20 protein-coding genes are annotated in these 24,618 nt (G+C 69.7%); 14 read left to right on the top strand and 6 right to left on the bottom strand.

Features of this window, described 5'->3' with window-relative positions; all coding sequences use genetic code 11:
• The first annotated feature begins 4 nt into the window (after positions 1-4).
• From MUN76_RS09030 to MUN76_RS08990, 9 genes are all read left to right on the top strand, one after another.
• Positions 5-1,087 (top strand): ABC transporter permease, encoded by a 1,083-nt coding sequence (locus MUN76_RS09030; protein WP_244684071.1) that lies wholly within the window; start codon positions 5-7, stop codon positions 1,085-1,087.
• On the top strand, positions 1,084-2,022 hold the full coding sequence (locus MUN76_RS09025) for an ABC transporter permease (RefSeq protein WP_244684069.1): 939 nt from the start codon (positions 1,084-1,086) through the stop codon (positions 2,020-2,022). The genes MUN76_RS09030 and MUN76_RS09025 overlap by 4 nt, the downstream gene beginning before the upstream one ends.
• Positions 2,019-2,987: an ABC transporter ATP-binding protein gene (locus MUN76_RS09020; protein WP_244684068.1), complete on the top strand. Its 969-nt coding sequence runs from the start codon at positions 2,019-2,021 to the stop codon at positions 2,985-2,987. Before MUN76_RS09025 ends, MUN76_RS09020 begins: the two co-directional genes overlap by 4 nt.
• Positions 2,984-3,973 carry an ABC transporter ATP-binding protein gene (locus MUN76_RS09015; RefSeq protein WP_244684066.1) on the top strand — a complete coding sequence of 330 codons (990 nt, stop codon included), beginning with the start codon at positions 2,984-2,986 and terminating at the stop codon, positions 3,971-3,973. The genes MUN76_RS09020 and MUN76_RS09015 overlap by 4 nt, the downstream gene beginning before the upstream one ends.
• Positions 3,974-4,082: 109 nt before the next feature.
• On the top strand, positions 4,083-5,495 hold the full coding sequence (locus MUN76_RS09010; RefSeq protein ID WP_244684064.1) for an aromatic ring-hydroxylating oxygenase subunit alpha: 1,413 nt from the start codon (positions 4,083-4,085) through the stop codon (positions 5,493-5,495).
• Complete coding sequence (locus tag MUN76_RS09005) at positions 5,492-6,019, top strand: aromatic-ring-hydroxylating dioxygenase subunit beta (RefSeq protein WP_244684062.1); 528 nt, start codon at positions 5,492-5,494, stop codon at positions 6,017-6,019. Before MUN76_RS09010 ends, MUN76_RS09005 begins: the two co-directional genes overlap by 4 nt.
• A gap of 11 nt (positions 6,020-6,030) precedes the next feature.
• On the top strand, positions 6,031-6,348 hold the full coding sequence (locus MUN76_RS09000; RefSeq protein ID WP_244684061.1) for a 2Fe-2S iron-sulfur cluster-binding protein: 318 nt from the start codon (positions 6,031-6,033) through the stop codon (positions 6,346-6,348).
• Between the two features lie 62 nt (positions 6,349-6,410).
• Entirely contained in the window at positions 6,411-7,370 is a 960-nt protein-coding gene (locus tag MUN76_RS08995) for a 2-hydroxyacid dehydrogenase (RefSeq protein ID WP_244684059.1), read from the top strand.
• 59 nt (positions 7,371-7,429) lie between these two features.
• On the top strand, positions 7,430-8,965 hold the full coding sequence (locus MUN76_RS08990) for a PucR family transcriptional regulator (RefSeq protein ID WP_244684057.1): 1,536 nt from the start codon (positions 7,430-7,432) through the stop codon (positions 8,963-8,965).
• 10 nt (positions 8,966-8,975) lie between these two features.
• Here MUN76_RS08990 and MUN76_RS08985 read toward each other — a convergent pair whose 3' ends face one another.
• A complete protein-coding gene (locus MUN76_RS08985; protein ID WP_346730377.1) occupies positions 8,976-10,316 on the bottom strand; it encodes an MFS transporter in 1,341 nt (446 codons plus the stop codon).
• A 165-nt stretch (positions 10,317-10,481) separates the two neighbouring features.
• Here MUN76_RS08985 and MUN76_RS08980 point away from each other — a divergent pair, with 165 nt between their 5' ends.
• The 5 genes from MUN76_RS08980 (at position 10,482) to MUN76_RS08960 (ending at position 18,326) form a co-directional block, all read left to right on the top strand.
• Positions 10,482-11,942 (top strand): NAD-dependent succinate-semialdehyde dehydrogenase, encoded by a 1,461-nt coding sequence (locus MUN76_RS08980; RefSeq protein WP_244684053.1) that lies wholly within the window; start codon positions 10,482-10,484, stop codon positions 11,940-11,942.
• Positions 11,939-13,129, top strand: a complete 1,191-nt coding sequence (locus MUN76_RS08975; protein ID WP_244684051.1) for an NAD(P)/FAD-dependent oxidoreductase — start codon at positions 11,939-11,941, stop codon at positions 13,127-13,129. The genes MUN76_RS08980 and MUN76_RS08975 overlap by 4 nt, the downstream gene beginning before the upstream one ends.
• Before the next feature lie 2 nt (positions 13,130-13,131).
• Positions 13,132-14,892, top strand: coding sequence for a dihydroxy-acid dehydratase (locus MUN76_RS08970; RefSeq protein ID WP_244684049.1), 1,761 nt, complete (start codon positions 13,132-13,134; stop codon positions 14,890-14,892).
• Positions 14,889-16,835 (top strand): UbiX family flavin prenyltransferase/UbiD family decarboxylase, encoded by a 1,947-nt coding sequence (locus MUN76_RS08965; RefSeq protein WP_244684048.1) that lies wholly within the window; start codon positions 14,889-14,891, stop codon positions 16,833-16,835. Before MUN76_RS08970 ends, MUN76_RS08965 begins: the two co-directional genes overlap by 4 nt.
• 84 nt (positions 16,836-16,919) lie before the next feature.
• On the top strand, positions 16,920-18,326 hold the full coding sequence (locus tag MUN76_RS08960) for an aldehyde dehydrogenase family protein (RefSeq protein WP_244684046.1): 1,407 nt from the start codon (positions 16,920-16,922) through the stop codon (positions 18,324-18,326).
• 325 nt (positions 18,327-18,651) lie between these two features.
• On the opposite strand, the gene kduI is transcribed toward MUN76_RS08960, so the two are convergent.
• From kduI to MUN76_RS08935, 5 genes are all read right to left on the bottom strand, one after another.
• Positions 18,652-19,476: a 5-dehydro-4-deoxy-D-glucuronate isomerase gene (gene kduI, locus MUN76_RS08955; protein WP_244684044.1), complete on the bottom strand. Its 825-nt coding sequence runs from the start codon at positions 19,474-19,476 to the stop codon at positions 18,652-18,654.
• A gap of 35 nt (positions 19,477-19,511) precedes the next feature.
• On the bottom strand, positions 19,512-20,483 hold the full coding sequence (locus MUN76_RS08950) for a 2-hydroxyacid dehydrogenase (RefSeq protein WP_244684042.1): 972 nt from the start codon (positions 20,481-20,483) through the stop codon (positions 19,512-19,514).
• A 118-nt stretch (positions 20,484-20,601) separates the two neighbouring features.
• A complete protein-coding gene (locus MUN76_RS08945; protein WP_244684040.1) occupies positions 20,602-21,705 on the bottom strand; it encodes an extracellular solute-binding protein in 1,104 nt (367 codons plus the stop codon).
• A 49-nt stretch (positions 21,706-21,754) separates the two neighbouring features.
• Entirely contained in the window at positions 21,755-22,864 is a 1,110-nt protein-coding gene (locus tag MUN76_RS08940) for an ABC transporter ATP-binding protein (protein ID WP_244684038.1), read from the bottom strand.
• Between the two features lie 8 nt (positions 22,865-22,872).
• A complete protein-coding gene (locus MUN76_RS08935; RefSeq protein ID WP_244684037.1) occupies positions 22,873-24,615 on the bottom strand; it encodes an ABC transporter permease subunit in 1,743 nt (580 codons plus the stop codon).
• Between the last annotated feature and the right edge of the window lie 3 nt (positions 24,616-24,618).

Genomic DNA, 24,618 nt, shown 5'->3' with positions numbered 1-24,618 from the left:
CACCGTGGCATCTTCACTCGACACCGAGACCGGGACTGCCGGGGCGCGTGCGCTCCGGTGGTCCCGGCACCCGGTGCTGCACTACACGCTCCGGCGTCTCGGGCTGACGATCTTCCTGGCGTTCGGGGTTACGGTCGTGACCTTCGTGCTCACCGCCCTCGTGCCGATCGACCCGGCCGTCGCGGCGCTGGGCGAGCGCGCCGCCGCCGATCCGGAGATCGTCGCCGCGTACCGCGCGAAGTACGGGCTCGACCAGCCCCTCATCGTGCAGTACTGGGTGTACCTCACCGGCCTGCTCCGCGGCGACTGGGGCATGTCGCAGCAGACGCAGCGGCCGGTGCTGCAGGATCTCATGACGTACGCCCCCGCGACCCTGGAGCTCGTCTTCGCGACGATCATCCTCGCCGTGGTGACGGGCGTGCTCGTGGGCCTCGCCGCCGCGCTCTATCGCAACAAGTTCCCCGATCACTTCGCGCGAGTGCTCGCCCTGCTCGGGGTGAGCACGCCGATCTTCTGGTTCGGCATCGTCATGATCATGATCTTCTTCGCGCAGCTGCAGTGGCTGCCGAGCGGCGGCCGAGTGGACCCGAACCTGCCGAAGATCCAGGGCGGCACGGGGTTCCTGCTCATCGACTCGATCCTCGCGGGACAACCCGCCATCTTCGTGTCGGCGCTGCAGCACCTGATCCTGCCGTCGATCGTGCTCGGCCTCAGCACCCTCGGGCTGATCATCCGCATCACCCGCGCCTCGGTGCTCGAGGTGCTGGGCAACGACTACGTGCGCTCGGGCCGCGCCAAGGGGCTCGCGGGCGGCACCGTGGTGCGCCGCTACGTGCTGCGGGCCGCCTCCGGCTCGATCCTGACCGTGACCGGCGTCGCGTTCGGCGGTCTGCTCGCGGGTACGGTGCTCATCGAGACCGTCTTCAACTGGCCGGGGCTCGGGCTCTACGCCTATCGCTCGGCGACCACCGGTGACCTGAGCGCGATCATGGGTGTCACGCTCTTCGTGTCCACCGCGTACATCCTCGTCAACCTGATCGTCGACCTCTGCTACATGGTGCTCGATCCGAGAGTGAGACTCACATGAGTGCATCTTCCGACGCCGCGGTGCCGGACACGACGACCTCGATCCCCGCCGCGGTCGAGCGCCGCCGCATGAAGGCCGCTGCCGCGTGGGCCCGAATGAGCCGGGTGCTCCGCATGCCGCTCTTCGCCATCAGCCTCGGGATCGTGCTGATCTGGGTGATCGTCATCGTCTTCGCCGACCAGATCGCCCCCTACAGCGCCACGGCGCAGGGTGCGACCGCGCTCATGCCGCCCTCGGCGGAGCACCTCTTCGGCACCGACGAGCTCGGCCGAGATGTGTTCAGCCGCGTGATCCACGGTGCGAGGATCTCGCTGGTGTTCGCGATCATCCTCGTCGTCGGCGCGATGCTCATCGGTACGATCATCGGCCTCATCGCCGGCTTCTTCGGCGGCTGGATCGACGAGGCGCTGATGCGTCTCGTGGACCTCTTCTTCGCGTTCCCCGTGGTGATCCTCGCGATGGCGGTCGCCGCCGCGCTCGGCGCGAGCGTGCAGAACGCGGTGCTCGCGGGCATCATCGTCAGTTGGCCGATGTACGCGCGCACCGTGCGGGGTCTCGTGATGGGCTACCGGGACGCCGAGTTCGTGATCTCGAGTCGGCTCGCGGGCATGGGCTCCGGGCGATCCATCGTCGTCGACCTCATGCCGAGCATCGCCGGGCCGACGCTCGTGCTCGCAACGCAGGATGTGGGTGCCGCGATCCTGCTGCTCGCGAGCCTGTCCTTCCTCGGCGTGGGCGCGCAGCCGCCGATGCCGGAGTGGGGCGCGATGATCTCCGCCGGGGTGAACCACTTCAACGCGTGGTGGATCGCGGTGTTCCCGGGGCTCGCGATCGTCACGGTCGCCCTCGCGTTCAATCTGCTGGGGGATGGGCTGCGCGACGCCTTCGACCCTAAGCTCAAACGCTCGGTGCAGCGGAAGCGGAGGAAGTCATGAGTCTGCTTGAGGTCGAAGATCTGCGCATCGCGCTCCCGATCAACGGACGGATGGTGCCGATCGTGGAGGGGGTCGATCTCCGGGTCGACCGCGGCAACGTCCTGGGGATCGCCGGAGAGAGCGGAAGCGGCAAGACCCTCACGGCGATGGCCGTCATGGGGTTGCTGCCCGCCGACGCCGAGGTGACGGGATCCATCCGCTACGAGGGCCGCGAACTGACGTCGCTCGGCGAGCGCGAGTTCCGCAAGATCCGGGGCAACGACATCGCGATGGTGTTCCAGGATCCGCTCAGCAGCCTGCACCCCATGCTCACGATCGAGGCCCAGCTCACCGACCATCTGCGGAAGCACCAGGGCGTCCGCCGGGCCGCGGCCCGCACCCGGGCGGCGGAGCTCCTCGATCTCGTGCGCTTGCCCAATCCCGCCAAGACGCTCGGCGCCTACCCGCATCAGCTCTCCGGCGGCATGCGGCAGCGCGTCGCGATCGCCACGGCGCTCGCCTGCAATCCGTCGCTGCTGATCGCGGACGAGCCGACGACCGCGCTCGACGTCACCGTGCAGGCGGGGATCATCGAGCTGCTGCTCAACCTGACGCGCGAGTTCGACATCGGGGTCATGATCGTGACGCACGACCTGGGGGTCCTCTCGAGCATCGCGGATCGGCTCGCCGTCTTCTACGCGGGCGAGGTCGTCGAGACGGCCGCCGCCTCGGCGGTCTTCCAGCACCCGACCCACCCGTACACCGAGGCCTTGCTTGCAGCGGTGCCGCACCGCGGCGACGGCGACGAGATCGAGCTCCTCCCCATGCGCGGCACACCGCCGGCCGCCGGGGAGTGGGTCGAGGGCTGTCGCTTCAGCCCGCGGTGCGGCTACGTGGAGCCCGTGTGCCGGGATCGCCGACCGCTGCTGCTCGAGGTCGCACCGGGGCACCGGGTCGCCTGCCATGTGAAAGGAGTCCGCTCATGAGGGATGCGCTGCTCAGCGTCGACGGGGTCTCGATCGAGTACCGCCGCGGCGATCGGATGGTCATCAAGGCCGTGAACGACGTCAGCTTCGACCTCGCCCCGGGCGAGATCCTCGGTGTCGTCGGCGAGAGCGGGTGCGGCAAGTCGACGCTCGCGAAGGGGATCATGGGCCTCGCGCCGCTCTCGCAGGGCAGCATCACCTTCGACGGGGTGCCGGTGCACACGCTCGGGCGGCGGCGGCGCGACCGCGCGCAGCTCCCGGTGCAGATGATCTTCCAGGATTCCGCAGCCGCGCTGAACCCGCGCCGCACCATCGGGGCGCAGATCTCCGAGGTGGTCGCCCTGCGGATCAAGCACCGTCGGGAGACGGGCGTGAACCCGGTGAACGAGGTCGCCGACGTGCTCCGCAAGGTCGGTCTGCCGCCGTCGGCCGCAATGAAGTACAGCCACGAGTTCTCGGGCGGGCAGCGGCAGCGGATCGCGCTGGCGCGGGCCATCGCCACGAAGCCGAAGGTCATCGTCGCGGATGAGCCGATCTCGGCGCTCGACGCCTCCGCCCAGGCCTACGCGGCGAACCTGCTCGTCGACGTCTGCCGCAGCGAGGGCATCGCGCTCGTCTTCATCTCGCACGACCTCGCAGTGGTGCGCGCGATCGCCGACCGGGTCGTGGTCATGTACCTCGGTCGAGTGTTCGAGACCGGGCCCACGAAGGACGTCTGGCGCGATCCGCAGCACCCCTACGCCCAGGCCCTCATCGCCGCGATCCCCGTGCCCGACGGCACGGGACGGCGACCCGAGACGCTGGTCGGGGAGGTGCCGGATCCCGCGAACGCCCCGAGCGGGTGCGTGTTCCACCCGCGTTGCGCGTTCCGGTTCGAGGGATGCGACCGGGTGGTGCCCGAGCTGATCACCCTTTCGACCGACCGGGCGGCGGCGTGCCGGCTGCTCGAACCGGCCACGGACGATGCTTATGCGGCAGCACAGTGATGCCCGCACTTGCTGTGCGCCCAGACATGTAGTGGCGACGGAGCCATGAATAGCGTGAGCACCAACACCGTTTCGTCGCGGTGCGGCGCCGACAATCAAGGAGGATGCAATGCCGAAGCCGATCGATGAGCTGATCGTCCAGGAGACCGGGCTCGTGAGCCGGGAGATCTTCGTCGACGAGGAGGTGTTCAAGGAGGAGCTCTCGCGCGTCTTCGCGCGAGCCTGGTTGTTCGTCGCCCACGAGGATCAGATCGCGAAGAACGGCGACTACGTGGTGTCGAAGATGGGCACGGACACCGTCATCGTGACGCGCGACATGGAGGGCGAGGTGCACGTGCTGCTCAACACCTGCACCCACCGCGGCATGCGCCTCTGCCGCAACGACATGGGCAACGCGCGCACCTTCTCCTGCCCGTACCACGGCTGGTCGTACTCGATGGACGGCCGCATCGTCGAGACGCCCGGCGATCTCGCCGGCGTCCCCGGGCACGCGACCTACTACCACGGCGAACTCGACAAGAAGGACTGGGGCCTCGTGCGGGCGCCCCGGGTCAAGGTCTACAAGCGCACCGTCTGGGCGTCGTGGGATCCGGAGGCGCCGGAGTTCGAGGACTACCTCGGTGACATGCGCCAATACCTCGACTACGCGCTCGACGGCCGCGACGGCTCCCCGGGCAACAACGAGATGATCGGCGGCATCCTGAAGTGGCGCGTGCCGTCGAACTGGAAGTTCGCGCCCGAGAACTTCATCGGCGACAACTACCACGACATCTCGCACCGCTCCGTCGACCTCGTCGGCATCAACCCCTCGGGCGGCACGGGTCGCCGCGACGACGAGCCGGACGACGTCACCACCCTCGGCTTCCCGAAGCTCGGGCACGGGGTCATCGGCGAGATGCCATACTTCGCCGAGCCGGAGTTCCAGCCGCAGTGGCAGACGAACCCCGAGGTGGCAGAGTACTACCGCCAGAGCCACGAGCGGCGCGTCGAGCGCTTCGGCGACGAGCCGCGGGTGAGCATGACGGTCGGCACCATCTTCCCGAACATGTCGTTCCACGGGCGGCAGCCACGGACGATCGCGGTGTTCCACCCCATCTCGCCCACCGAGATGGAGATGTGGCGGATCTTCCTGGTCGACAAGGACGCGCCCGACGCCGTGAAGGACATGGCCCGGCACTACCACCTGAGCTACTCCGGACCCGGCGGCCTGACGGAGTCCGACGACATGGAGAACTGGTCGTACGCGACCGATTCCAGCCGCGGTGAGATCTCGCGCAGCATCTACTTCAACTACGAGATGGGCCTCGGTCACGCGCGCGAGGTGCCGCACCTCGAGGGCGCGGTCGAGAACGGCGTCTTCACCGAGGAGAACGCCCGCATCTTCTACCGCCGGTGGGCCGAGTTCATGAAGGCGGCCTCGTGGCGGGAGCTGCACCCCGGCGTCGGACCCGGGCCGAAACCCGGCCGCCTGATCCCGACGAAATCCGCACGGCAGGCCGAGGAGAAACGAGGAGAATCGTGACGAAACGCGACGACATCGAACTGCTGCACGAGGTCACGCAGTTCTTCTACCGCGAGGCCGATATTCTCGACTACCGCGAGTACGCCGAGTGGCTCACGCTGCTGCACCCCGAGGTCCGCTACTTCATCCCGCTCGTGCGGAACGTTCCGCGGATGCGCGACAACGAGTTCACGCGCGAGCAGCTGGACAACGCCTGGATGGACGAGGGCTACGAGACCCTGGAGAAGCGGGTCAAGCAGATCCTCACGAACATCCACTGGGCCGAGGAACCGCCGTCTCGGGTGTCCCACCTCATCACGAACACCGTGCTGGTCTCGGTGGAGGGCGAGCCGGGCGCGCGCGAGGTGACGGCCCGCTCGCGGGTCTTCGTCTACCAGAACCGCATCGACGACGAGGTCAACCACTTCGTCGGGAAGCGGATCGACACCCTCGTCGAGTCCGAGGGCGGCTGGCTCCTGAAGCACCGAACGGTCCACCTCGACCAGAGCGTGCTGCTGGCCAAGGCGCTCACGGTGTTCATCTGATGGTGCGCGCGGTGCTGCACTCGTCGGACGGCGAGTCGAGCGACGAGATCGATGTCCCCGACGGCTGGACCCTCATGGAGGGCGCCCGCCAGGAAGGGGTGCAGGGCATCGTCGCCGACTGCGGAGGAGGGGCGATCTGCGGAACGTGCCACGTGAAGGTGCGGCCGGAGTGGGCGACCCGTCTGCCCGAACCCGAGCCGAGCGAGGCCGCGCTGCTCACGATCGTGCCCGAGCTCGGTGAGACGAGCCGCCTCGCCTGCCAGATCCCGATGGAGCCTGAATTCGACGGCATCGAGGTCGACATTCCGACCCGCCAGCTCGATCTCTGACGGGTCACGTCCCACGACCGGCCGGCACTCGCCGGCGCACAATGGAAAGGTGCGTTCCACGCATGGAAACAGTGTTCATCTCGTCGTCCCTCCCCGACGATCTGCGGGCGAGGCTCGCGGAGACCTACCGACTGGTCGACGTCCCCGAGGGTGAGACCTCGAACCTCGCGCAGTACGGCGAACCGGCCGGCTGGTTCATGGACGGCGGCACGCCGGTGGACGCCGCGGTCATCGCGCAGCTGCCGTCGCTGCGCATGGTCTCGAACCACGGGGTCGGCTACGACAGCGTCGATGTGCCCGCGGCCACCTCGGCCAACATCGTGGTCACCAACACCCCGGGGGTGCTCGACAACGCGGTCGCCGAACTCACCCTGGGCCTGATCCTCGCGCTCGGCCGCGGTATCGTCACGTACGACCGCTACGTTCGCGACGGCTCGTGGGAGCGCGCCTGGCCGCCGCTGACGCACGATGTGCACGGCACCACCCTCGGGGTCGTCGGCATGGGCCGGATCGGTCGGCGACTCGCCGAGATCGTCGCCCCGCTCGGGATCACGGTGCTCTACCACAACCGCTCGCGCAACCCCGAGATCGATGCGTCGGGCGTGGCCGAGTGGGCGGAGTGGGAGGACATGCTGCAGCGCTCCGACTTCGTCACGCTGCACACCCCGCTCACGCAGCGCACCCGCGGATTCTTCGTGCGTGAGGACTTCGCGCTCATGAAGCCGAGCGCCTACCTCATCAATATGGCCCGCGGCGCCGTCGTCAACACCGACGACCTCGTGGCCGCGCTCCGCGAGGGCACGATCGCGGGCGCCGCGCTCGACGTCTTCGAGGAGGAGCCGCTCCCCGTGTCGAGCCCACTCGTGGAGTTCGACAACGTGATCCTGCAGCCCCACAACGGCAGCGCGACGGAGGAGACGCGACGCGCGATGGTGGAGCTCGCGATCCGCAACCTCGAGGACGGGCTTGCCGGGCGGCGCCCGGAGACGCCGCTAAACTGGGATGAGATTTTCGGGGGATGATCCGTGAGGAGCCGGGCACACGTGCCCGGCTCCTCAGCGTCGAGGGCGAGGGAGCAGCGGTGAGCCACAGGTCCGGGGATTCCACGCAGAGCCGCTTCGGCTCGTACGCGACGCTGCGGACGCTGCTCGCCGAGCGCTCCCTGAACCTCGAGGCCGTGCAGGTGCCGGAGTACCTCCTCGACCGGAGCATCCGCTGGGTCACGGTCACGGAGATGGTCGACCCGGCGCCCTACCTGCTCGGCGACGAGCTGATCCTCACCCTCGGCAGCGCGTGGGAGGATCCCGAGTCCCCGGAGATCGAGCGGTTCATCCAGCGGATCTCCTCCGTCGGGGTGACCGCCGTCGGTATCGCCGTCGGGCTCTCCCACCAGGTCGTGCCGCAGCGCATGATCGACGCCGCGAGCCAGTACGGCCTGCCGCTCATCTCGGTGCCGCTCACCACGACGTTGCGATCGATCGGCGAGTACATCGTCGACTACACGCTGGGCGACAAGTTCGCCGCCGTCCAGAGCACCCTGCAGGCGCACACCGACCTCACCGAGGCGCTCACCTCGCGTCTGGGCATGGAGGGACTGCTCACTCGGCTGCGGCGCCTCCTCACCGTGCCGGTCGCGGTCGTCGACTACTGGGGCAACCTCATCGCGAGCCAGCCGACCTCGACGCCGTGGCCGATCGAGGAGATCATCGCCCGCCGCACCACCCTCGGCGCGGGGGACACGATCGAGGGCACCTCGGTGTATCCGGTGCTCATCTCGGACCAGCGCGTGGCGTTCGTCTGCACGCTCGGGGTCGGCGCCGCGCCGGAGATCATGCGGTTCGCCCTCGGACTCGTCGCGCTGGAGCTCTCACGTCGGCAGGCCGAGCAGCACGGTCGCCGCGAGCTGCTGGGGCAGGTGATCAGCGACTACATCCAGGGAGATCTCGCGGACTTCGAGGCGCAGCGTCGTCTAGCGCGCGGGGGCATGAGCTTCGAGTCGCCGAACCGCGTCGTGCTGGCGCGGGTCGAGTGCGCGCCGCGACTGCTGGAGGACATTCCGTGGAACGTCGAGACGCTCGTGCCGGCGGGTTCGGGGAGCTACGCCGTGGCGCTCGTCGACGGCATCGTCGCGGTGATGTGCTCGGAGCAGGTGCCCGTGGACGAGCTCGAACAGGCGCTCCACCGCCACCTCGACCGCCTGGGGGAGACGCGCATCGGCGTCGGCAGTCCGTACTCCGGCGTCGCCGGGCTCCGCCTGTCGTGGCTGGAGGCTCAGGGATCGATGCGATCCGGGATCTCGTCATCCTCTCGGGGCTCGATGCACCTGCCCCGGCTCATGCTCGCAAGCCTGAAGGTGCCGCTGCGCAGTGTCGGCGAGCAGATCCTCCGCTCGCTGCTCGAGTACGACCGCGACAACGACTCCGACCTCGTGCACACGCTGCAGGTCTACCTCGACGCCGACTGCCAGAGCGCCGAGGCGGCGCAGGCGCTCTTCGTGCACCGCAACACCCTGCGCTATCGTCTGCGGCTCATCGAGAAGCTGACGGGCTGCGACCTGAACTCGTTCGAGGATCTCGTGAACTTCTACCTCGCCGTGCGCGCGATGGAGATGGGCTGACGGCGAGTCGTCAGGCGGCGCTCGGATCTGCGCTCGGATCGCCGCTCGGCTCTGCGCTCGTCTCGGCGAGGCGACGACCGATGGCGCGGGCGGTGAGGATCCGGAGCGCTACCACGCCCGCACCGAGTACGGCCACGAAGATCCAGAGGAGCTTGGGCTGGGGCAGGTGCTCGAGGGCGAAGCCGCCGACCAGCGAGGCGATCGTCATGCCGACGGGGAACGCGAGGCCGTGGCAGGCCAGGTAGAGGCCGCGGTGCTCCGAGTGCGCGATGCCGGCGGTCACACTGGCGGCGAGCGGCATGTTGATGAGCTCGCCCGCGGTCCAGAGCAGCGCGATCAGGCAGTACGCCCAGAGGGATGACGCGCCCGCGTTGAGCGCGGTGCCCGCGGTGAGGAGCGCCGCGCCGACCGCCAGCAGCGGCGCCACGGGGAAGCGTCGCAGCACTCGATCGACCGGCAGCTGCAGCAGCACGAGCAGCGTGCCGTTGAGCGCCATCAGCACCCCGTAGCCGCTCGGGCCGAGACCGTCGGTGACCATAAAGAGCGGCAGCGTCACGAACACCTGCAGGTACACCCCCATGAAGAGGCAGTTGGTGAGGACGAACACCAGGAAGAGGCGATCGCGCCGCACGACGGCGAACCCGGCGAGCCAGGGCGCGCGGCGGGCCGGCTTCGGCGCGATGCCTTCGTGGCTCGGGCGTTCAGGGGAGTCCGGGCGCTCGGCTGTGTCCGGGCGTTCCGGGCGGATCCTCCCGGAGAGCAGCGCGCCGATCAGGATCAGCGCCATCCCCGTCGCGAACATCGCGGGGAACGAGACGGAGGACAGCAAACCGCCGATCAGCGGGCCCACCGCGAGGCCCGCGTTGAGGGCGACGAACATCAGCGAGAACGCGCGACGCTGCTGCCACCGCGGCACGCGTTCGGCGACGATCGTGTTCGACGCGGGCATGATCACCTGCCCGAACGACCCGACCCCGAGCACGATCGGGGCGACGAGCCACGCGGGCGGCTGCAGCGCGAGCACGCCGGCCGCGAGCGCCGTGGCCGTGAGCGCCACGGTCAGCACGGCCCGCGGGCCGAAGCGATCGATGAGCGGGCCGCTCAGGAGCGTGGTGAGCGCACCCCCGGCTCCGTAGAGCGCCATCACGAGGCTCGCCTGGCTGGGCGAGAACCCGACGTCGCTCTTCATGAAGATGGTCAGGAAGGACTCGACGAAGAAGCCGGTGCGGGCGACGAGCGTCGCCGCGAAGAGCAACCAGAAGGCTCTGGGAAGTCTCATGGGATCCACCACCGCTGCTCCGCGCTCTCGGGCGGTTCCCGCCGTCGTCGGGCAGAAGTTCGCCCAGAACATATCGTCTCGTGCACGCGCGCGACCCGGAACGTGCCGCCGCCCAAAGGAGCCCGGCATGGTTGTGCCGGCGCACATATCAGGCGGGTTCCCGCGATTCTACGATGAGGTCATTCAGCAGTGCTGCCGGGGAGCGGCACGAGGGTGCAGTTGGTGAGGAGATGCCGCATGGAAGAGATGCTCGCGCAGTTGGACGCGCTTCCCGCACGGGCCCAGGCCTTCGTCGGCGGGGGCTGGCGGGGCGGGATCGACGCCCGCACGCAGGACGTGCTCGACCCGGCGACGGGGGCGATCGTGGGCACGGTCCCCGCGATGGGCGGAGCGGACGTGGACCGGGCCGTCGAGGCCGCCCACGCTGCGTTCGCCTCCTGGCGGCGCACGCCGGCGAAGGAGCGCTCGGTGCTGCTCCGACGCTGGCACGACCTCATCGGGGAGTTCCTCGAGCCGCTCGCGCGGATCCTCACCGCGGAGCAGGGCAAGCCGCTCCAGGAGGCGCGCAACGAACTGCGGCAGTCCCAGGCCTACCTCGAGTTCTTCTCGGAGGAGAGCCGGCGCCTGTACGGCGAGACGATCCCGGCGAACACAGCCGACCGGCGCCTCCTCGTGCAGCGCGAGCCCCTCGGGGTCGTCGGGGTCATCGCCCCCTGGAACTTCCCGGCGGCGATGATCGCCCGCAAGGCCGGTGCGGCGCTCGCCGCCGGCTGCACGGTGGTCGCGAAGCCCGCCGCCGAGACGCCCCTCAGCGCCCTCGCGCTCGCCCTGCTCGCCGACGCGGCGGGGATCCCCTCCGGGGTCTTCAACGTCGTGACGGGTCGGGGCGGCGAGATCGGCGGAGCGTTCACGGCGCACCCGCTGGTGCGCAAGATCTCGTTCACCGGATCCACGCCGACGGGCAAGCAGCTCGCGCGTGAATCCGCGGACACGCTCAAACACTTGTCGTTGGAACTCGGCGGCAGCGCGCCCCTCATCGTCTTCGACGACGCCGATCTCGAGCTCGCGGTGCGCGGCGCGATGGCGAGCAAGTTCCGCAACGCGGGACAGACCTGCGTGGCCACGAACCGCATCTTCGTGCAGCGCGGCGTCGCCGAGGAGTTCTCGCGGCGTCTGGCCGAGCAGGCCGCCGCCCTGCGCGTGGGGTCGGGCATGACGGCGGGCACGGAGATCGGGCCCCTCATCAACGCCGGCGCCGCCGACGGCGTGGTGCGCATGCTCGACGTCGCCCGTGCACAGGGCGCGCGGGTGCTGGCGGGCGGTGAGCGGCTCACGGGCGCGTTCGTGCAGCCCGCGGTGATCACGGACGTGTCCGACGACATGGACATCGTGCGCTCCGAGATCTTCGGCCCGATCGCCCCGATCTCGATCTTCGATACGACCGAGGAGGTCATCGCGCGCGCCAACGCGACGGTCTACGGACTCTCGGCGTACTTCTACACGAACGACTACCGCCGCATCATTGCGGTCAGCGAAGCGCTCGAGTTCGGCATGGTCGGGGTGAACGAGTCGCTCACCACGACCGAGGTCGCGCCCTTCGGCGGGGTGAAGGATTCCGGCTACGGCCGGGAGGGCTCGCACTTCGGCCTCGAGGAGTACACCCAGCTGAAGTACGTCTGCATCGGCGGCCTGCGGTGAGTGCCGAGCACGCCGTCACGGCGTCGCGCGAGGACGTCGTGGTCATCGGTGCCGGACAGGCCGCGGCCGAACTCGTGAAGTCGCTCCGCCGCGAGGGGTACGAGGGCAGCGTTCGGGTCTTCGGCGCAGAGCCGTACCTCCCCTACGACCGGCCCCCGCTGTCGAAGGGCGTGATGAAGTCGCGGGCCGACATCGACCGGCTGGCGTTCCTCGGCGCGGCCGGCTACGAGAAGATCGACGTCGCCGTGGAGACGGGTCGATCCGTCACGGCGATCGATCCCGAGCGGCGCACGGTCACCGTCGACGACGGTCGGGTCATCGAGTACGGCGTGTGCGTGCTCGCCACGGGCGCCCGTGCCGTGCCTGCCCCGTGGGGAGAGACGACCCGCGTGCACGCGGTGCGCAGCTACGAGGACGCCCTGCGGCTGCAGGACGCGATCGCGACGGGCGCGCGCCGCTTCCTCGTCGTCGGCGGCGGGTACCTCGGCCTCGAGACCGCGAGTGCGCTCACCGCGTCGGGGCTCGAGGTCTCGCTCGTGGAAGCGAGCCCGTCGCTGCTCACGGGTCGCGCGTCGGGCTTCACCTCTCGGTGGCTGCAGGATCGCCACGAGGAGCGGGGCCTGACGATCCACCTGGGGTGCCTCGTGGCCGAGCTCAGCGAGGACGGCGACGAGGTGCGGGTGCGGCTGGCGGACGGCACCGAGATCACCGCGGACCAGGTGGTGTTCGCGGTCGGAGCGCTCGCGAACCTCGAGCTCGCGAAGGCGATCGGTGCGGAGTGCGGGCGCGGGGTGCTCGTCGACCAGCAGTGCGAGACCACCATCCCCGGGCTCTACGCCATCGGCGACGTCGCGAGTTTCCGCACGCCGGGCGGACAGGAGGCCCGCGTCGAGTCGGTGTTCAACGCGACGTCGCAGGCCAAGACGCTCGCCGGGGTGATCGCGGGCAAGGAACTGCGGGAGACCGGCGCCCCGACCTTCTGGTCGGACCAGGTGGGCGTGTCGATCCGACTCGCCGGCTGGGTGCCGCCGAGCGTCGAGACCACGGACGTCGTGACGTCCGACGACGACAGCTGGTTCGTCGAGCGCTATCTGGGCGGCAAGCTCGTCGCGATCGAGAGCATGAACCGCATCGTGGACTACCTGAAGACCGTGCCGTCCATCGTCGACCTCAGGAGGAAGCTCTGACCATGGGAATCACCAATGGACTCACCGACTACGGCGACCCCGAGTTCGCGGCCTACCTGCGGGGGGCCTTCGCGTCCAGCATGGGATACAGCGAGGAGGCGCTCGACCGACCCATCGTCGGGATCACCTGGACCGCGAGCGACTACAACAACTGCCACCGGCTCGCTCCGGAGCTCATCGAGGCCGTGAAGCGCGGGGCGCTCATGGAGGGCGCGCTGCCCATGGTCTTCCCGACGATCTCGCTCGGCGAGGGATTCCTCAACCCGACGTCCATGTACTTCCGGAACATGCTGGCGATGGAGACCGAGGAGATGATCAAGGGCCAGCCCATGGACTCCGTGGTGATGGTCGGCGGCTGTGACAAGACGATCCCGGGCCAGACGATGGCGGCGCTGTCGGCCGACGTGCCGACCGTCGTGCTCCCGGTCGGTCCGATGATGACGGGGAGCTTCGAGGGCGAGCGATTGGGAGCGTGCACCGACTGCCGCCGGTACTGGGGGCAGTACCGCGCGGGAACGATGACGCGGGCCCGGCTCGATCTCGTGAAGCAGCGGCTCGCGTCGACCGCCGGCACCTGCCCGGTGATGGGGACGGCGAGCACGATGGCGAGCATCGTCGAGACCCTGGGGCTTGCGCTGCCGGGTTCCGCGACCATTCCGGCTGTGGCGGCGGATCGGCTGCGGATCGCCGAGGAGAGCGGCCGCCGCGCCGCGCAGCTTGCCCGCGATGGCGGACCGTCGCCCCGGACCTTCGTGACCGAGCGCTCGGTCGAGAACGCCCTGCGGATGCTGCTCGCGATCAGCGGCTCCACGAACGCGCTCATCCACCTCACCGCCATGGCCCGCCGGGCCGGGGTGCGGGTCGATCTGGAGCGCTTCAACGAGCTCAGCGATGAGACACCGGTGATCGTCTCCCTGAAGCCCACCGGCGACGGGTACATGGAGGACTTCCACCGCGCCGGCGGGGTGCGCGCGGTGCTGCGCGAGCTGCCGGACCTCTTCGACCTCGACGCGCCGACGATCGGCGGCGGCACGCTCCGCGACCACATCGACCCCGAGGACACGTACCGGGATCATGCGGTGGTGCGGCCCGCCAGTGACCCGGTGAACCCGGTCGGCGGTCTCGTCACCCTGTTCGGGTCGCTGGCCCCCACGGGAGCGATCCTGAAGCGGGCCGCCGCGACGCCCGAGCTCTTCGAGCGCACCGGCCGCGCCGTCGTCTTCACGTCGCCCGAGGACCTCGCCGAGCGGATCGATGATCCCGACCTCGACGTCACCGCGGACGACTTCCTGGTGATGCAGAACGGCGGCCCGATCGCCTCGGGCATGCCAGAGGCGGGCTACCTCCCGATCCCCAAGAAACTGCTCGCGCAGGGTGTCACCGACATGGTGCGGCTGTCTGATGCGCGCATGAGCGGCACGGCGTACGGCACGGTCGTGCTGCACATCTCGCCGGAGACGGCGCTCGGCGGGCCCCTGTCGAAGGTGCGGACCGGCGATCTGATCCGGCTCTCCGTGCGGGAGCGGCGTCTCGACCTGCTCGTCGACGAGGAGACGCTCGCGAGCCGGGAGCCCGAGATCCGGTTGCTGGCGAGGAAGAGCGCGTTCGCCAAGCTGCACCGGGCCGAGGTCATGCAGGCGCCGGACGGATGCGACTTCCGCTCCGCGGTCGAGGATGAGGCGGATGCGGACGCCGAATCGGCTGCGAATGCCGCTGCGGTTTCCGGCTCGGGGGCGCACTCGACGGAACGGCAGCCGGCGTGAGGCGGCTCGTCGTTGCGATCACGGGAGCCTCGGGCGCGGCGCTCGGTGTCGAGGCGCTGCGCTGCGCCGCGGACGTGCCCGACCTCGAGACGCACCTCATCGTGACCGGCTCGGGGCTCCAGACGCTGCACGAGGAGACCGGGCTGACGGCAGCCGAGCTGGGGGCGCTCGCGGACCATACCCACAAGAACCACGACCTCGCCGCGCCGCTCGCGAGTGGATCCTTCCGGTGCGACGCGATGATCGTCGCACCGTGCAGCGTCACCACCCTCTCCGCGATCGCGCACAGTTACGACGCGAACCTCGTGGTGCGCGCGGCGGACGTCATGCTGAAGGAGCGGCGTCCGCTCGTGCTGCTCTTCCGCGAGACCCCGTTCCACCTCGGGCACATCAAGCTCATGGAGCAGGTCACGCTCAACGGGGGCATCGTGATGCCGCCGATGCCCGCGTTCTACCTGCACCCCCAGACCGTCGACGACATCGTGCAGCAGACCGTCGGGCGCGCATTCGATCTCGCGGGGATCCCGCTGGAGCACACGCAGCGATGGCAGGGGCTGCCCGGCCGGAGAGGGGGGATCATGCGTGAATCCGGGATCGCCTCGCGCGGGCTGCGGGAGGAGCTCGAGCGGCTGGAGCGCGCGGGGCGCCTGCTGCGGATCCCGCACCGCCTGGATCGACGCTTCGAGGTCTGCGCGACCGCCGCCGAGGCCGGGACCGGCCGGGCGGTGCTGTTCGAGGACGTGGCCGGCAGCGCGCACCCCGTCGTGATGAACACGACCGCGAGCCGGGAGGTGATCGCGACGAGCCTCGGTGTGCGCGCCGAGGACCTGGCCGAGCGCTATCTCGAGGCGCTCACGCACCCGGTGGTGCCGGAGGCGTGGGATGCCGCGGCCGGTACGGCGCCGGTGCAGGAACTCATCTTCGAGGGCGATGACGTCGACCTCACCACGCAGCTGCCGATCCTCACACACCACGAGCACGACGCCGGCCCGTACATCACCTCGGGGGTCGTGATCGGGGAGCACGAGGGGGTGCGGAACCTCTCGTACCACCGCATGCAGGTGCGCGGCCCGCGCGAGACCGGCATCGTCGTGGTGCAGCGCCACCTGCACCGCATGCTCGAGGCCGCGGACCGCGCTGGGAGGCCGATGCCGGTGGCCGTGGTGCTCGGGCTGGACGCCGGGGCGTACCTGGCGGCCGCCACCTCGGGGAGCGCAGCGCCCTACGGCTTCGACGAGCTCGGGATCGTCGGTGCGCTGCGTCGCGAGCCGGTGCGCCTCGCCACGGGAGTCTCGGTGCCGATCGGGATCCCGGCGGACGCGGAGATCGTGCTCGAGGGGCACATCCTTCCCAACGTCACCGCCGAGGAGGGGCCGTTCGCCGAGTTCGACGGCACCTACGAGCACGGCCCCGAGCGCGTGTTCCGGGCGAGCGCGCTCACGATGCGCCGCGGCGCGATCTACCACGGGCTGGTCTCCGGCTCGGTGGCGCAGCTCAACATCATGGGGCTTCCGAACGAGGCCGTGCTGCTGCGGTCGACCCGCGCCGCGGTACCGGGCGTGGAAAAGGTGCACGTCACCCTCGGCGGGCTGCGCAAGTTCCACGCCGTGGTGAGCGTGCGGCGCCGGATCGCGGGGGATCCCGGCGACGTGATCGTCTCGGCGTTCGCGGGGCACCGGGACCTCAAGCAGGTCGTCGTGGTGGATCACGACGTCGACGTGTACGACCTCGACGCGGTGGAGCGCGCGATCGCCACGTCGTTCCAGCCCGACCGCGACCTGCACCTGATCGGGCGCGGGCGCGGCAACCCGGTCGATCGGAGCCTCGACCCCGACGGCACGACGTCGCGGATGGGGCTCGATGCGACCCGGCCGCTGCGCGCCGAACCGCCGGTGCCGGCGGTGATCCCGGGCCGGGATCGGGTGCGGGTGCCCGAGGGGTGACCGCGGCGCGGGGCGCGTTGTAGATCGGGCCGCCGCGGCCCGAGGCGCGCGGTAGATCGAACGACGACGAAAGGGCGAGACGCCATGACCACTGTGTATTCTCCGGCAGACGGGAGTGTGCTCGCGGAGATCGCGGACACGCCCACCGATGCGGTGCGCGCCGCGATCACGGACGCGGAGCGCGGCTTCGCGGAGTGGTCGCACATGACGCCGATGGCGCGTGGCAGGATCCTCGGCCGCGTCGCCGACCTGATGCTCGAGGAGGAGGCGGAGCTCGCGACCATCGAGGCGCGGAACCTGGGGGCGCCCATCGCGTCCAGCCTGGCGATGGTGCGCCGCGCTGCCGGATCCTTCCGGGTGTTCGCGGAGCTCGCCGCCTCGACGACCGGTGACGTGATCCCGGTCGAGGGCGACTTCCTCACCTACGCGAAGCGCGAACCGCACGGGGTCGTTGCAGCCGTGGTGCCGTGGAACGCCCCGCTGATCTTCGCGACGAAGAAGCTCGCCCCCGCCCTCGCCTTCGGCAACGCCTGCCTATTGAAGCCGTCGCCCGAGACCCCGCTGAGCGCACTGCGCCTCGAGGGGCTCTTGCGCGAGGCAGGGGTGCCCGAGGGCGTCGCGCGCGTGCTGCCGGGAGGCCGCGAGACCGGGGAGGCACTCACCGGCGACCCCCGGATCGCGCTCATCGTGTTCACCGGGCACGACGCCACGGGCGCCGCGATCGCGCGAGCCGCAGCGTCGAACCTGGTGCCGACCGCGCTCGAGCTCGGGGGAAAGTCGGCGCAGCTCGTGTTCGCCGACGCCCCGGAGCACCGGACCGTCGAGGGGCTCGTGAGCGGCGTGTTCGGCAATGCCGGGCAGGCCTGCATCGCCGGGAGCCGGATCCTCGTCGAGCGCTCTGGTGCGCCCGCGCTGCTGCAGCGGCTCGCGGAGCGCACACGCGCGGTGCGGGTGGGGGATCCGCTCGATCCTGCAACCGAGGTCGGCCCGCAGACGACGCAGACCCAGCAGCAGAAGACCGAGCGCATGGTGCGCGACGCCGTCGCGGCGGGAGCGACGGTGCTCGCGCAGGCCGAGCTGCCGAGCGCGCCCGGCGAGGGGTACTACGTGCGCCCGACGCTGCTCGCCGACGTCTCCCCGGACATGGAGATCGTGCGCGAGGAGGTCTTCGGCCCCGTCGCCGTGATCGATACCTTCCAGACGGAGCGCGAGGCCGTCGAGCGCGCGAACGACACGTCTTACGGACTGGCTGCGGGCGTGTGGACCCGTGATGTCGCGCGGGCGCACCGCGTGGCGGACCGGCTGCGCGCCGGGACGATCTGGATCAACACCTACGGCGTCATCTCGGATCGGGTCCCGTTCGGCGGCATCGGCCGGTCCGGATACGGGCGCGAGGGCGGCCGGGCGGCGGTGGAGCTCTACACGCGGCTGAAGTCGGTCTGGACGTCGCTGCACGAGGACGAGGAGACGCCAGACATCGCGCTGGGGTAGGGCAGTGGTGCCTGGGGATTGAGGGTGGTGGGCGGTCTGGCGCCTCCGCTCATCGCACCACCGCGCCAATTGCGGCGGAGATCTCACCCGTGCAGGAGCGTTTTCGGGGATTCGCTCCGTTATTCGTGAGATCTCCGCCGCAATTGGTGCGGCGTGGGCGTCGTGGGGGAGGGCGAGGTGGACCGGGATGGGCCGACAGGGCAGGGGTGGGCACGATTGGCGGAGCCGTCCCACCTGAGAACACCGAAGGGGGCGCCCCGGCGAACCGGAACACCCCCCTCCTGACGCGTCGACCGAGGTCTACGGCACTCAGATCCGCGTCGAACTAGATCTGCGGCACCGAGATCTGGTCCATGTCGCCGAACGACTGGTTCTCGCCCGCCATCACCCACAGGAACGAGTAGTTCGTCGTGCCCACGCCGAAGTGCATCGACCACGACGGCGAGATCACCACGTCGCGGTTCTTGAGCACCACGTGGCGGGTCTGCCCGGGCAGACCCATGAAGTGGAACACCCGGTCGTCCTCGGCGAGATCGAAGTAGGCGTACACTTCCGTGCGGCGGTCGTGGGTGTGGGGCGGCATGCTGTTCCACACGTTGCCGGTCTTCGGCGCCGTGATGCCCAGCACGAGCTGGCTGCTCTGCACGCCGTCCTCGTGGATGTGCTTGCGCACGACCCGGCGGTTCGCCGTCTCCTGCTCACCGGTCTCCGTGGTGAGCGCCTCGGCCTGGGGCACGAGGGTGGTCGGGTAGTCGCTGTGCGACACCGCCGACGACAGGAAGAAGTTCGTGTCCTCGGCCTCGGCCTCGAACGAGATGTCGCGCGCCCCCCGCCCGATGTAGAGCGCGTCCATGTACGACAGCGGGTAGCGCTCCCCGTCCACGACCACGGTGCCGGATCCGCTCAGCGCGGTCACGGCCAGCTCGCGCCGCTGGCAGAAGTAGTCGGCGCGCAGCTCCGGGTAGTTCTCGAGCTGCACCGGGGTGCCGGGCACCGGCTGCACCCCGCCGAGCACCATGCGGTCCTCGTGGCTGTAGACCACGGTGAGGCGGCCGGCCTCGAAGAGGTTGCTGAGGACAAACCGCGCGCGCAGTTCCTCGTCGCTCATGCGTCCGAGTTCGTCGGGGTGGGTGGCGTGGCGGATTTCCATGGATTCCTTCTACTTCGTTCGGTGGGTGTCGGGGTCTAGAGGTCGGCGCTGCGGACGACGTTCGTCGGGTTGCCCTCGGCAAAGGCGACGATGTTGCGGCCCGCGATTGCGAACACCTCGTCGGCCTCGTCGGTGTGGAAGCCGACGTGCGGCGTGAGCACGAGGTTCGGCTGGTCGACGGGGAGCTGGTCGAGCGCGGGCGGCTCGGTCTCGAAGACGTCGAGCCCGGCCCCGAAGAGGCGGTTCTCGCGCAGCAGGGCGAACAGAGCCTCGTGGTCGAGGATCTCGGCGCGCGCCGTGTTGACGAGGATCGCCGACGGCTTCAGGCTGCCGAGCAGCTCCGCCGAGACGAGGCCCTCGGTCTCGGGGGTGTGCGTCAGGTGCAGCGACACGACGTCGCTCACCCGGAAGAGCTCATCGAGTTCGACGCGACGGCCGGGGAGCTCCGCCTCGATCTCGGGACGCACGGTGCGGTTCCAGTACACGACGTCCATGCCGAGCGCGGCGCCCATCTGGATGACCTCGCGGCCGATGGCCCCGGTGCCCACGACGCCGAGCGTGCGCCCGCGGAGCTTCAGCCCCTGGTGCTTGGCCCACTCGCCGGCCCGCACGATGCGGTCGCCCTCGGTGACGCGCCGCGCCACGGCGAACACGAGCGCGATGGCGTGCTCGGCGACACTGCGGCTCGCGAAGTCGGGAACGTTGGTGACAGTGATCCCGAGGCTCTCGGCCTCAGCGACATCCACGAACCGGTGCGCGCCCGTGCCGACGAAGCTGACGAGCTTCAGGCTCGGCACCGACGACAGGAACTTCTGGGGCAGCGGACCCTGGTCCGCGATGATGTACACCGCGTCGTAGCCCTGGGCGCGGGCGATCGTCGCCTCCTCGTCGGCGAAGCGCTCCTCGAACCAGTCGAGCTGGTGGCCGGCCGCTCGGAGCGGCTCGATGACGTCGCGGCGCACGATCTCGGCGTACTGCGATTCTCCGTCGATGCAAACGATCTTCACGGGTGAGTCCTTTTCGTCGGTGGGGTGGAGCGGGTGGAACGGTGGTGCGGGAGTGCGGCGGGGCGCCGAAACGTTGGGCGTGTCGATTCGGCGCCCCGCGGTCTGTGCGGAGCGCCGCCTACTGCGCGACCCAGCGGTTGAACTGGTCCGTCAGATCGGCGTTGTTCTCCTTGTAGTAGTCGGCGTCGAGCGTGATCGCGGTCGTCACGTTGTCACCGACGGGGAGGAAGGGCTGGATGTCCTCGGGGAAGTCGCTCACGCTGACGCCCGTGCTCGACGCGGGGATCGGGGTCGGCACCTTCGAGGCGAAGGCGATCTGGCCCTCGGTGTTCTCGATGACGCTCTTCAGCAGCGCCTGCGCGGCCTCGGGGTTCGGCGCGTCAGCGGGGATCGCCCACACGCTGTTGGCGTAGCCCGCCTGATCCCAGCTGACCGAGATCGGGAAGTCGTTCTGCGCCGCGGTGAACGCGCGGTTCGCCCAGACGATGCCGAGGTCGCACGAGCCATTCTCGAAGCTCTCGATCGACTGCGCGCCGCTCGACCACCAGGTCACGTTGTCCTTGATGGTGCCGAGCTTCGCGAAGGCGCGCTCGGTGTCGAGCGGGTACAGGTCGTCGGCGGCCACGCCGTCGGCCAGCAGCGCGGACTCGAGGGTCCAGCCGTACTGCGGGTTGTTGAAGAGGCAGCGCTGGCCCGGGAACTTCTCGGTGTCGTAGAGGTCCTCCCAAGTCTGCGGGTGCTCCCCGTCGAGCGGCCAGGTGTCGGTGTTCCAAGCGAGCACCATGCCGAACGTGCCGACCTCGATGCCCGTCTCGGAGTAGGTACCCTCGGCCAGCTGGTCGACCGGCACGACGCTCGTGTCGATCTCGGCGAGGTAGCCGCTGTCGGCGGCCTGCTGCGCGTCGCTCAGCGAGGGCAGGAATACGAGGCTCCAGTCGACCGCACCGTTCTGCGCGGCGGCGAAGAACTTCGTGGACGCCTCGTTGTAGTCGTCGACGACCTTCACACCGGTCTCCTCGGTGAAGTCGGCGAAGAGGGTCTCGTTCAGGCCCTCCCAGACGTCGCCGCCGCTCGTGTCGTAGAACAGGATGTCGCCGGAGATCTCGCCGCCCCCGTTCGATGCCTCGGACGCGTCGCCGCCTCCGCTGCAGCTGGTGAGGGCGAGCGCGCCGGCGAGGGCGAGCGCGCCGAGGGATGCCCCTCGGGTCAGATTCTTTTTCATATGCGTGTCCTTCCTTGGATGCATGCTGGGGTGGGGTGCTACCTGGGGATTACGAGGAGGGGATGAGGACCGCGCTGCGAGTGCGGACGCTCATCACGGCGGGGGCGCCGGCTTCGGGGATCGGCTCGGCGCTGTCGAGGTCGACGAGGTACGTGCCGTTCGCGTCGGCGAGGCGCACACGGATCGTCTGCCCGAAGAAGCGGGCATCCGTCACGGTGACGTGCGCCACCGGCTCGTAGCCCGCGGGCACGGAGCCGAGGTCGGCGCTCAGCCGGATCTGCTCGGGGCGTGCGCTCAGCGTGCACGCGTCGCCCACCGCGAGACGCGGTCCGCCGGAGGTCGTGACGACGAACTCGCCCGCCCGCACCGCGGTGCCGGTCACGTCCTGCGCGACGACCTCGGCGGCGAAGCTGTTCGTCTCGCCGAGGAAGCTCGCGACGAAGCCGCTGTTGGGGGAGCTGTAGACCTCGCGGGGAGCCCCGACCTGACGGATGTAGCCGGCCTCCATGACACCCATGCGGTCGGAGAGGATGTACGCCTCCTCCTGGTCGTGGGTGACGTAGATCGCGGTGGTCTCCGACTCCTGCTGGATGCGCCGGATCTCGGCGCCCAGGTCCTGGCGGAGGCGGCGGTCGAGCGCCCCGAGCGGCTCGTCGAGCAGCAGCACCCGGGGCCGCTGCGCGAGCGCGCGCCCGAGAGCCACGCGCTGCTGCTGTCCGCCGGAGAGCTGGGACGGGTGGCGATCCCGCAGCGCCCCGAGTTCGGTCAGCTCGAGCATCTCATCGACGCGCTTCGCGAGCTGCGGCCCGCGGACCTTGCGGATCTTGAGGCCGAACGCGATGTTCTGCGCGACCGTCAGGTGAGGGAAGAGCGCGTAGTTCTGGAACACGAAGCCGATGTCGCGCTGCTGCGTCGGCAGGTGCGTGACATCGCTGCCGTCGATCGCGACGCTTCCCGAGGTGAAATCGATGAGCCCGGCGATGATGCGCAGCAGCGTGGTCTTGCCGGATCCCGAGGGGCCCAGCAGCGTGAAGAACTCGCCGGCCTCGACCGCGAGATCGGTCTCGTGGAGCACTCGATTGCCGCTGAAGTCGCAGCTGACCTGGTCGACGATGACCTCGCCGCGCTTGCTGGGCACGGCCGCGTGGGTGGAAGACATGCCGATCCTCATTTCGTGTTCTTGGCGGCCGCGGTTTTCCGAGACTGCATGATGCGTTGGATGATGATGACTGCGATGACCAGCAGGGTCAGGAGCGCCGCGATGGCGGGCACGGTCGGCACGATGCCGCTCTCGAGGTACTGGTAGATCGTGACGGGCAGCGTCTTGACCGGACCGGTCTGCAGGAAGAGCGCGAGCACGACCTCATCCCAGGAGGTGACGAAGGCGAGGCCGAAGGCCGACAGGATCGCGGGGATCATGCCGCGCACGGTGACCTTCCAGAACGCCGAGATGCGCGAGGCGCCCATCGTCCAGGCGGCCGTCTCGAGGTCGAGTCCCCGTGATGCCAGCGAGGTGTTCAGGATCGCGAAGGCGAGCGGGAACGAGACCAGCGTGTGCGCGAACACGAGACCCGGGATCGTGCCCGCGAGCTTCAGCCGGAGCTCGACCGCGTAGATACCGATCGCGAGCAGGATCGCCGGGGTGATGATCGGGGCGAAGGCGAGCCCGGAGATGATCAGCTTCGTCCGCTCCGACTTCGCCGTCTGCACAACGCGGGCGAGGTAGAGCGCGAGCGCCGTCGAGGCCAAGCCGGTGAGCGTCGCGACGAGCAGGCTGCGGACGATGGGGTCGAGCCAGGTGGTTGTGGTCACGACCTCGCCGTACCACTCGAGCGTGAAGCCGCGGGGCGGGAAGACGACGGTCTGGGTCTCGCCGACCGAGAGCGGGAAGACGATGAGCACCGGCACCAGCAGCACGAGCAGGGAGACGAGGGTGAGGGCGCCGGTGACGATGGTGCCGCCCGACCAGGAGAACCGCTGATCCTGGCTCACGCCCTTCGCCTGCGAGGCGCCCATGCCGGGGGCCTGGAACCCGCCGCCGATGCGCAGCACCGCAACGTAGAGGATGAGCGTCGCGAGCAGGAGGACCACGCCGAGCGCCGACGCGACGCCCCACTGGAACAGGTCGATCTGCTGCTGGATGTAGACGGCCACCGTCTGCTCCTGCGGCCCGCCGAGGATCGCCGGGACGATGAAGAAGCTGAGCGCGAGGATGAAGCACAGCAGGGTGCCGCTCAAGATCGAGGTGCGCACGAGCGGCAGGAACACCTTGAAGAAGATCTGCACGCCGGAGGCGCCGAGAGTGCGCGCGGCGAGGATCACGTTGTGGTCGATGCTCGTCATGCCCGAGTACAGGATCAGGATCATGTAGGGCAGGAGGTACATCACCGTGCCGAGCAGCGTGCCGCCCTGCGTGTACAGGAGGGAGAACTTCTCGCCGCCGAGCGCCTGGCTCGCCTCGCTCAGCAGGCCGTTCGGGCTGAGGATCGAGGTCACGGCGAAGAGCCGCACGACGATGGAGACCTGGAACGGGATCAGGATGAGGAGCAGCACGACCCCGGCCACGCGGGCGGGGAGCCGTGAGATGAAGTAGGCGGTCGGGAAGCCGAGCAGCAGTGCGAGGACCGTCGAGTTGACGGCGAGCACCACTGTGCGCCACTCGACGAGGTGGAGGTACTCGTCCTGGAGGATCGTGAGGTAGTTCTCCAGCGTGAACTGCGGGTTCGCCCAGTCCATCACCCCGTCGACGCTGATGCTGCGCAGCACCACGTCGAGGAGGGGCCAGAAGAAGAAGATGATGAAGAACCCGGCCGCGGCGAGCGCGAGGGCGATCTTCGGCAGGCGCGCTGCGTCGAACAGCGACCGCTTCGGCGGGCGGACTGTGGGAATCCCGGTGGTGCTCAGGGTCATCGT

This window comes from Leucobacter rhizosphaerae, from assembly GCF_022919175.1.
GTDB classification, from domain to species: Bacteria; Actinomycetota; Actinomycetes; order Actinomycetales; family Microbacteriaceae; genus Leucobacter; species Leucobacter rhizosphaerae.
This window is presented reverse-complemented; position numbering and strand designations above follow the sequence as displayed.

What these genes read in the sequence shown, in the direction of transcription:
- MUN76_RS09025 (WP_244684069.1), top strand. Translation starts at nt 1,084, where the DNA reads ATGAGTGCATCTTCCGACGCCGCGGTGCCGGACACGACGACCTCGATC.
- MUN76_RS09020 (WP_244684068.1), top strand. Translation starts at nt 2,019, where the DNA reads ATGAGTCTGCTTGAGGTCGAAGATCTGCGCATCGCGCTCCCGATCAAC.
- MUN76_RS09015 (WP_244684066.1), top strand. Translation starts at nt 2,984, where the DNA reads ATGAGGGATGCGCTGCTCAGCGTCGACGGGGTCTCGATCGAGTACCGC.
- MUN76_RS09010 (WP_244684064.1), top strand. Translation starts at nt 4,083, where the DNA reads ATGCCGAAGCCGATCGATGAGCTGATCGTCCAGGAGACCGGGCTCGTG.
- MUN76_RS08995 (WP_244684059.1), top strand. Translation starts at nt 6,411, where the DNA reads ATGGAAACAGTGTTCATCTCGTCGTCCCTCCCCGACGATCTGCGGGCG.
- MUN76_RS08985 (WP_346730377.1), bottom strand. Translation starts at nt 10,316, where the DNA reads ATGTTCTGGGCGAACTTCTGCCCGACGACGGCGGGAACCGCCCGAGAG.
- MUN76_RS08980 (WP_244684053.1), top strand. Translation starts at nt 10,482, where the DNA reads ATGGAAGAGATGCTCGCGCAGTTGGACGCGCTTCCCGCACGGGCCCAG.
- MUN76_RS08970 (WP_244684049.1), top strand. Translation starts at nt 13,132, where the DNA reads ATGGGAATCACCAATGGACTCACCGACTACGGCGACCCCGAGTTCGCG.
- MUN76_RS08960 (WP_244684046.1), top strand. Translation starts at nt 16,920, where the DNA reads ATGACCACTGTGTATTCTCCGGCAGACGGGAGTGTGCTCGCGGAGATC.
- kduI (WP_244684044.1), bottom strand. Translation starts at nt 19,476, where the DNA reads ATGGAAATCCGCCACGCCACCCACCCCGACGAACTCGGACGCATGAGC.
- MUN76_RS08945 (WP_244684040.1), bottom strand. Translation starts at nt 21,705, where the DNA reads ATGAAAAAGAATCTGACCCGAGGGGCATCCCTCGGCGCGCTCGCCCTC.
- MUN76_RS08940 (WP_244684038.1), bottom strand. Translation starts at nt 22,864, where the DNA reads ATGTCTTCCACCCACGCGGCCGTGCCCAGCAAGCGCGGCGAGGTCATC.
- MUN76_RS08935 (WP_244684037.1), bottom strand. Translation starts at nt 24,615, where the DNA reads ATGACCCTGAGCACCACCGGGATTCCCACAGTCCGCCCGCCGAAGCGG.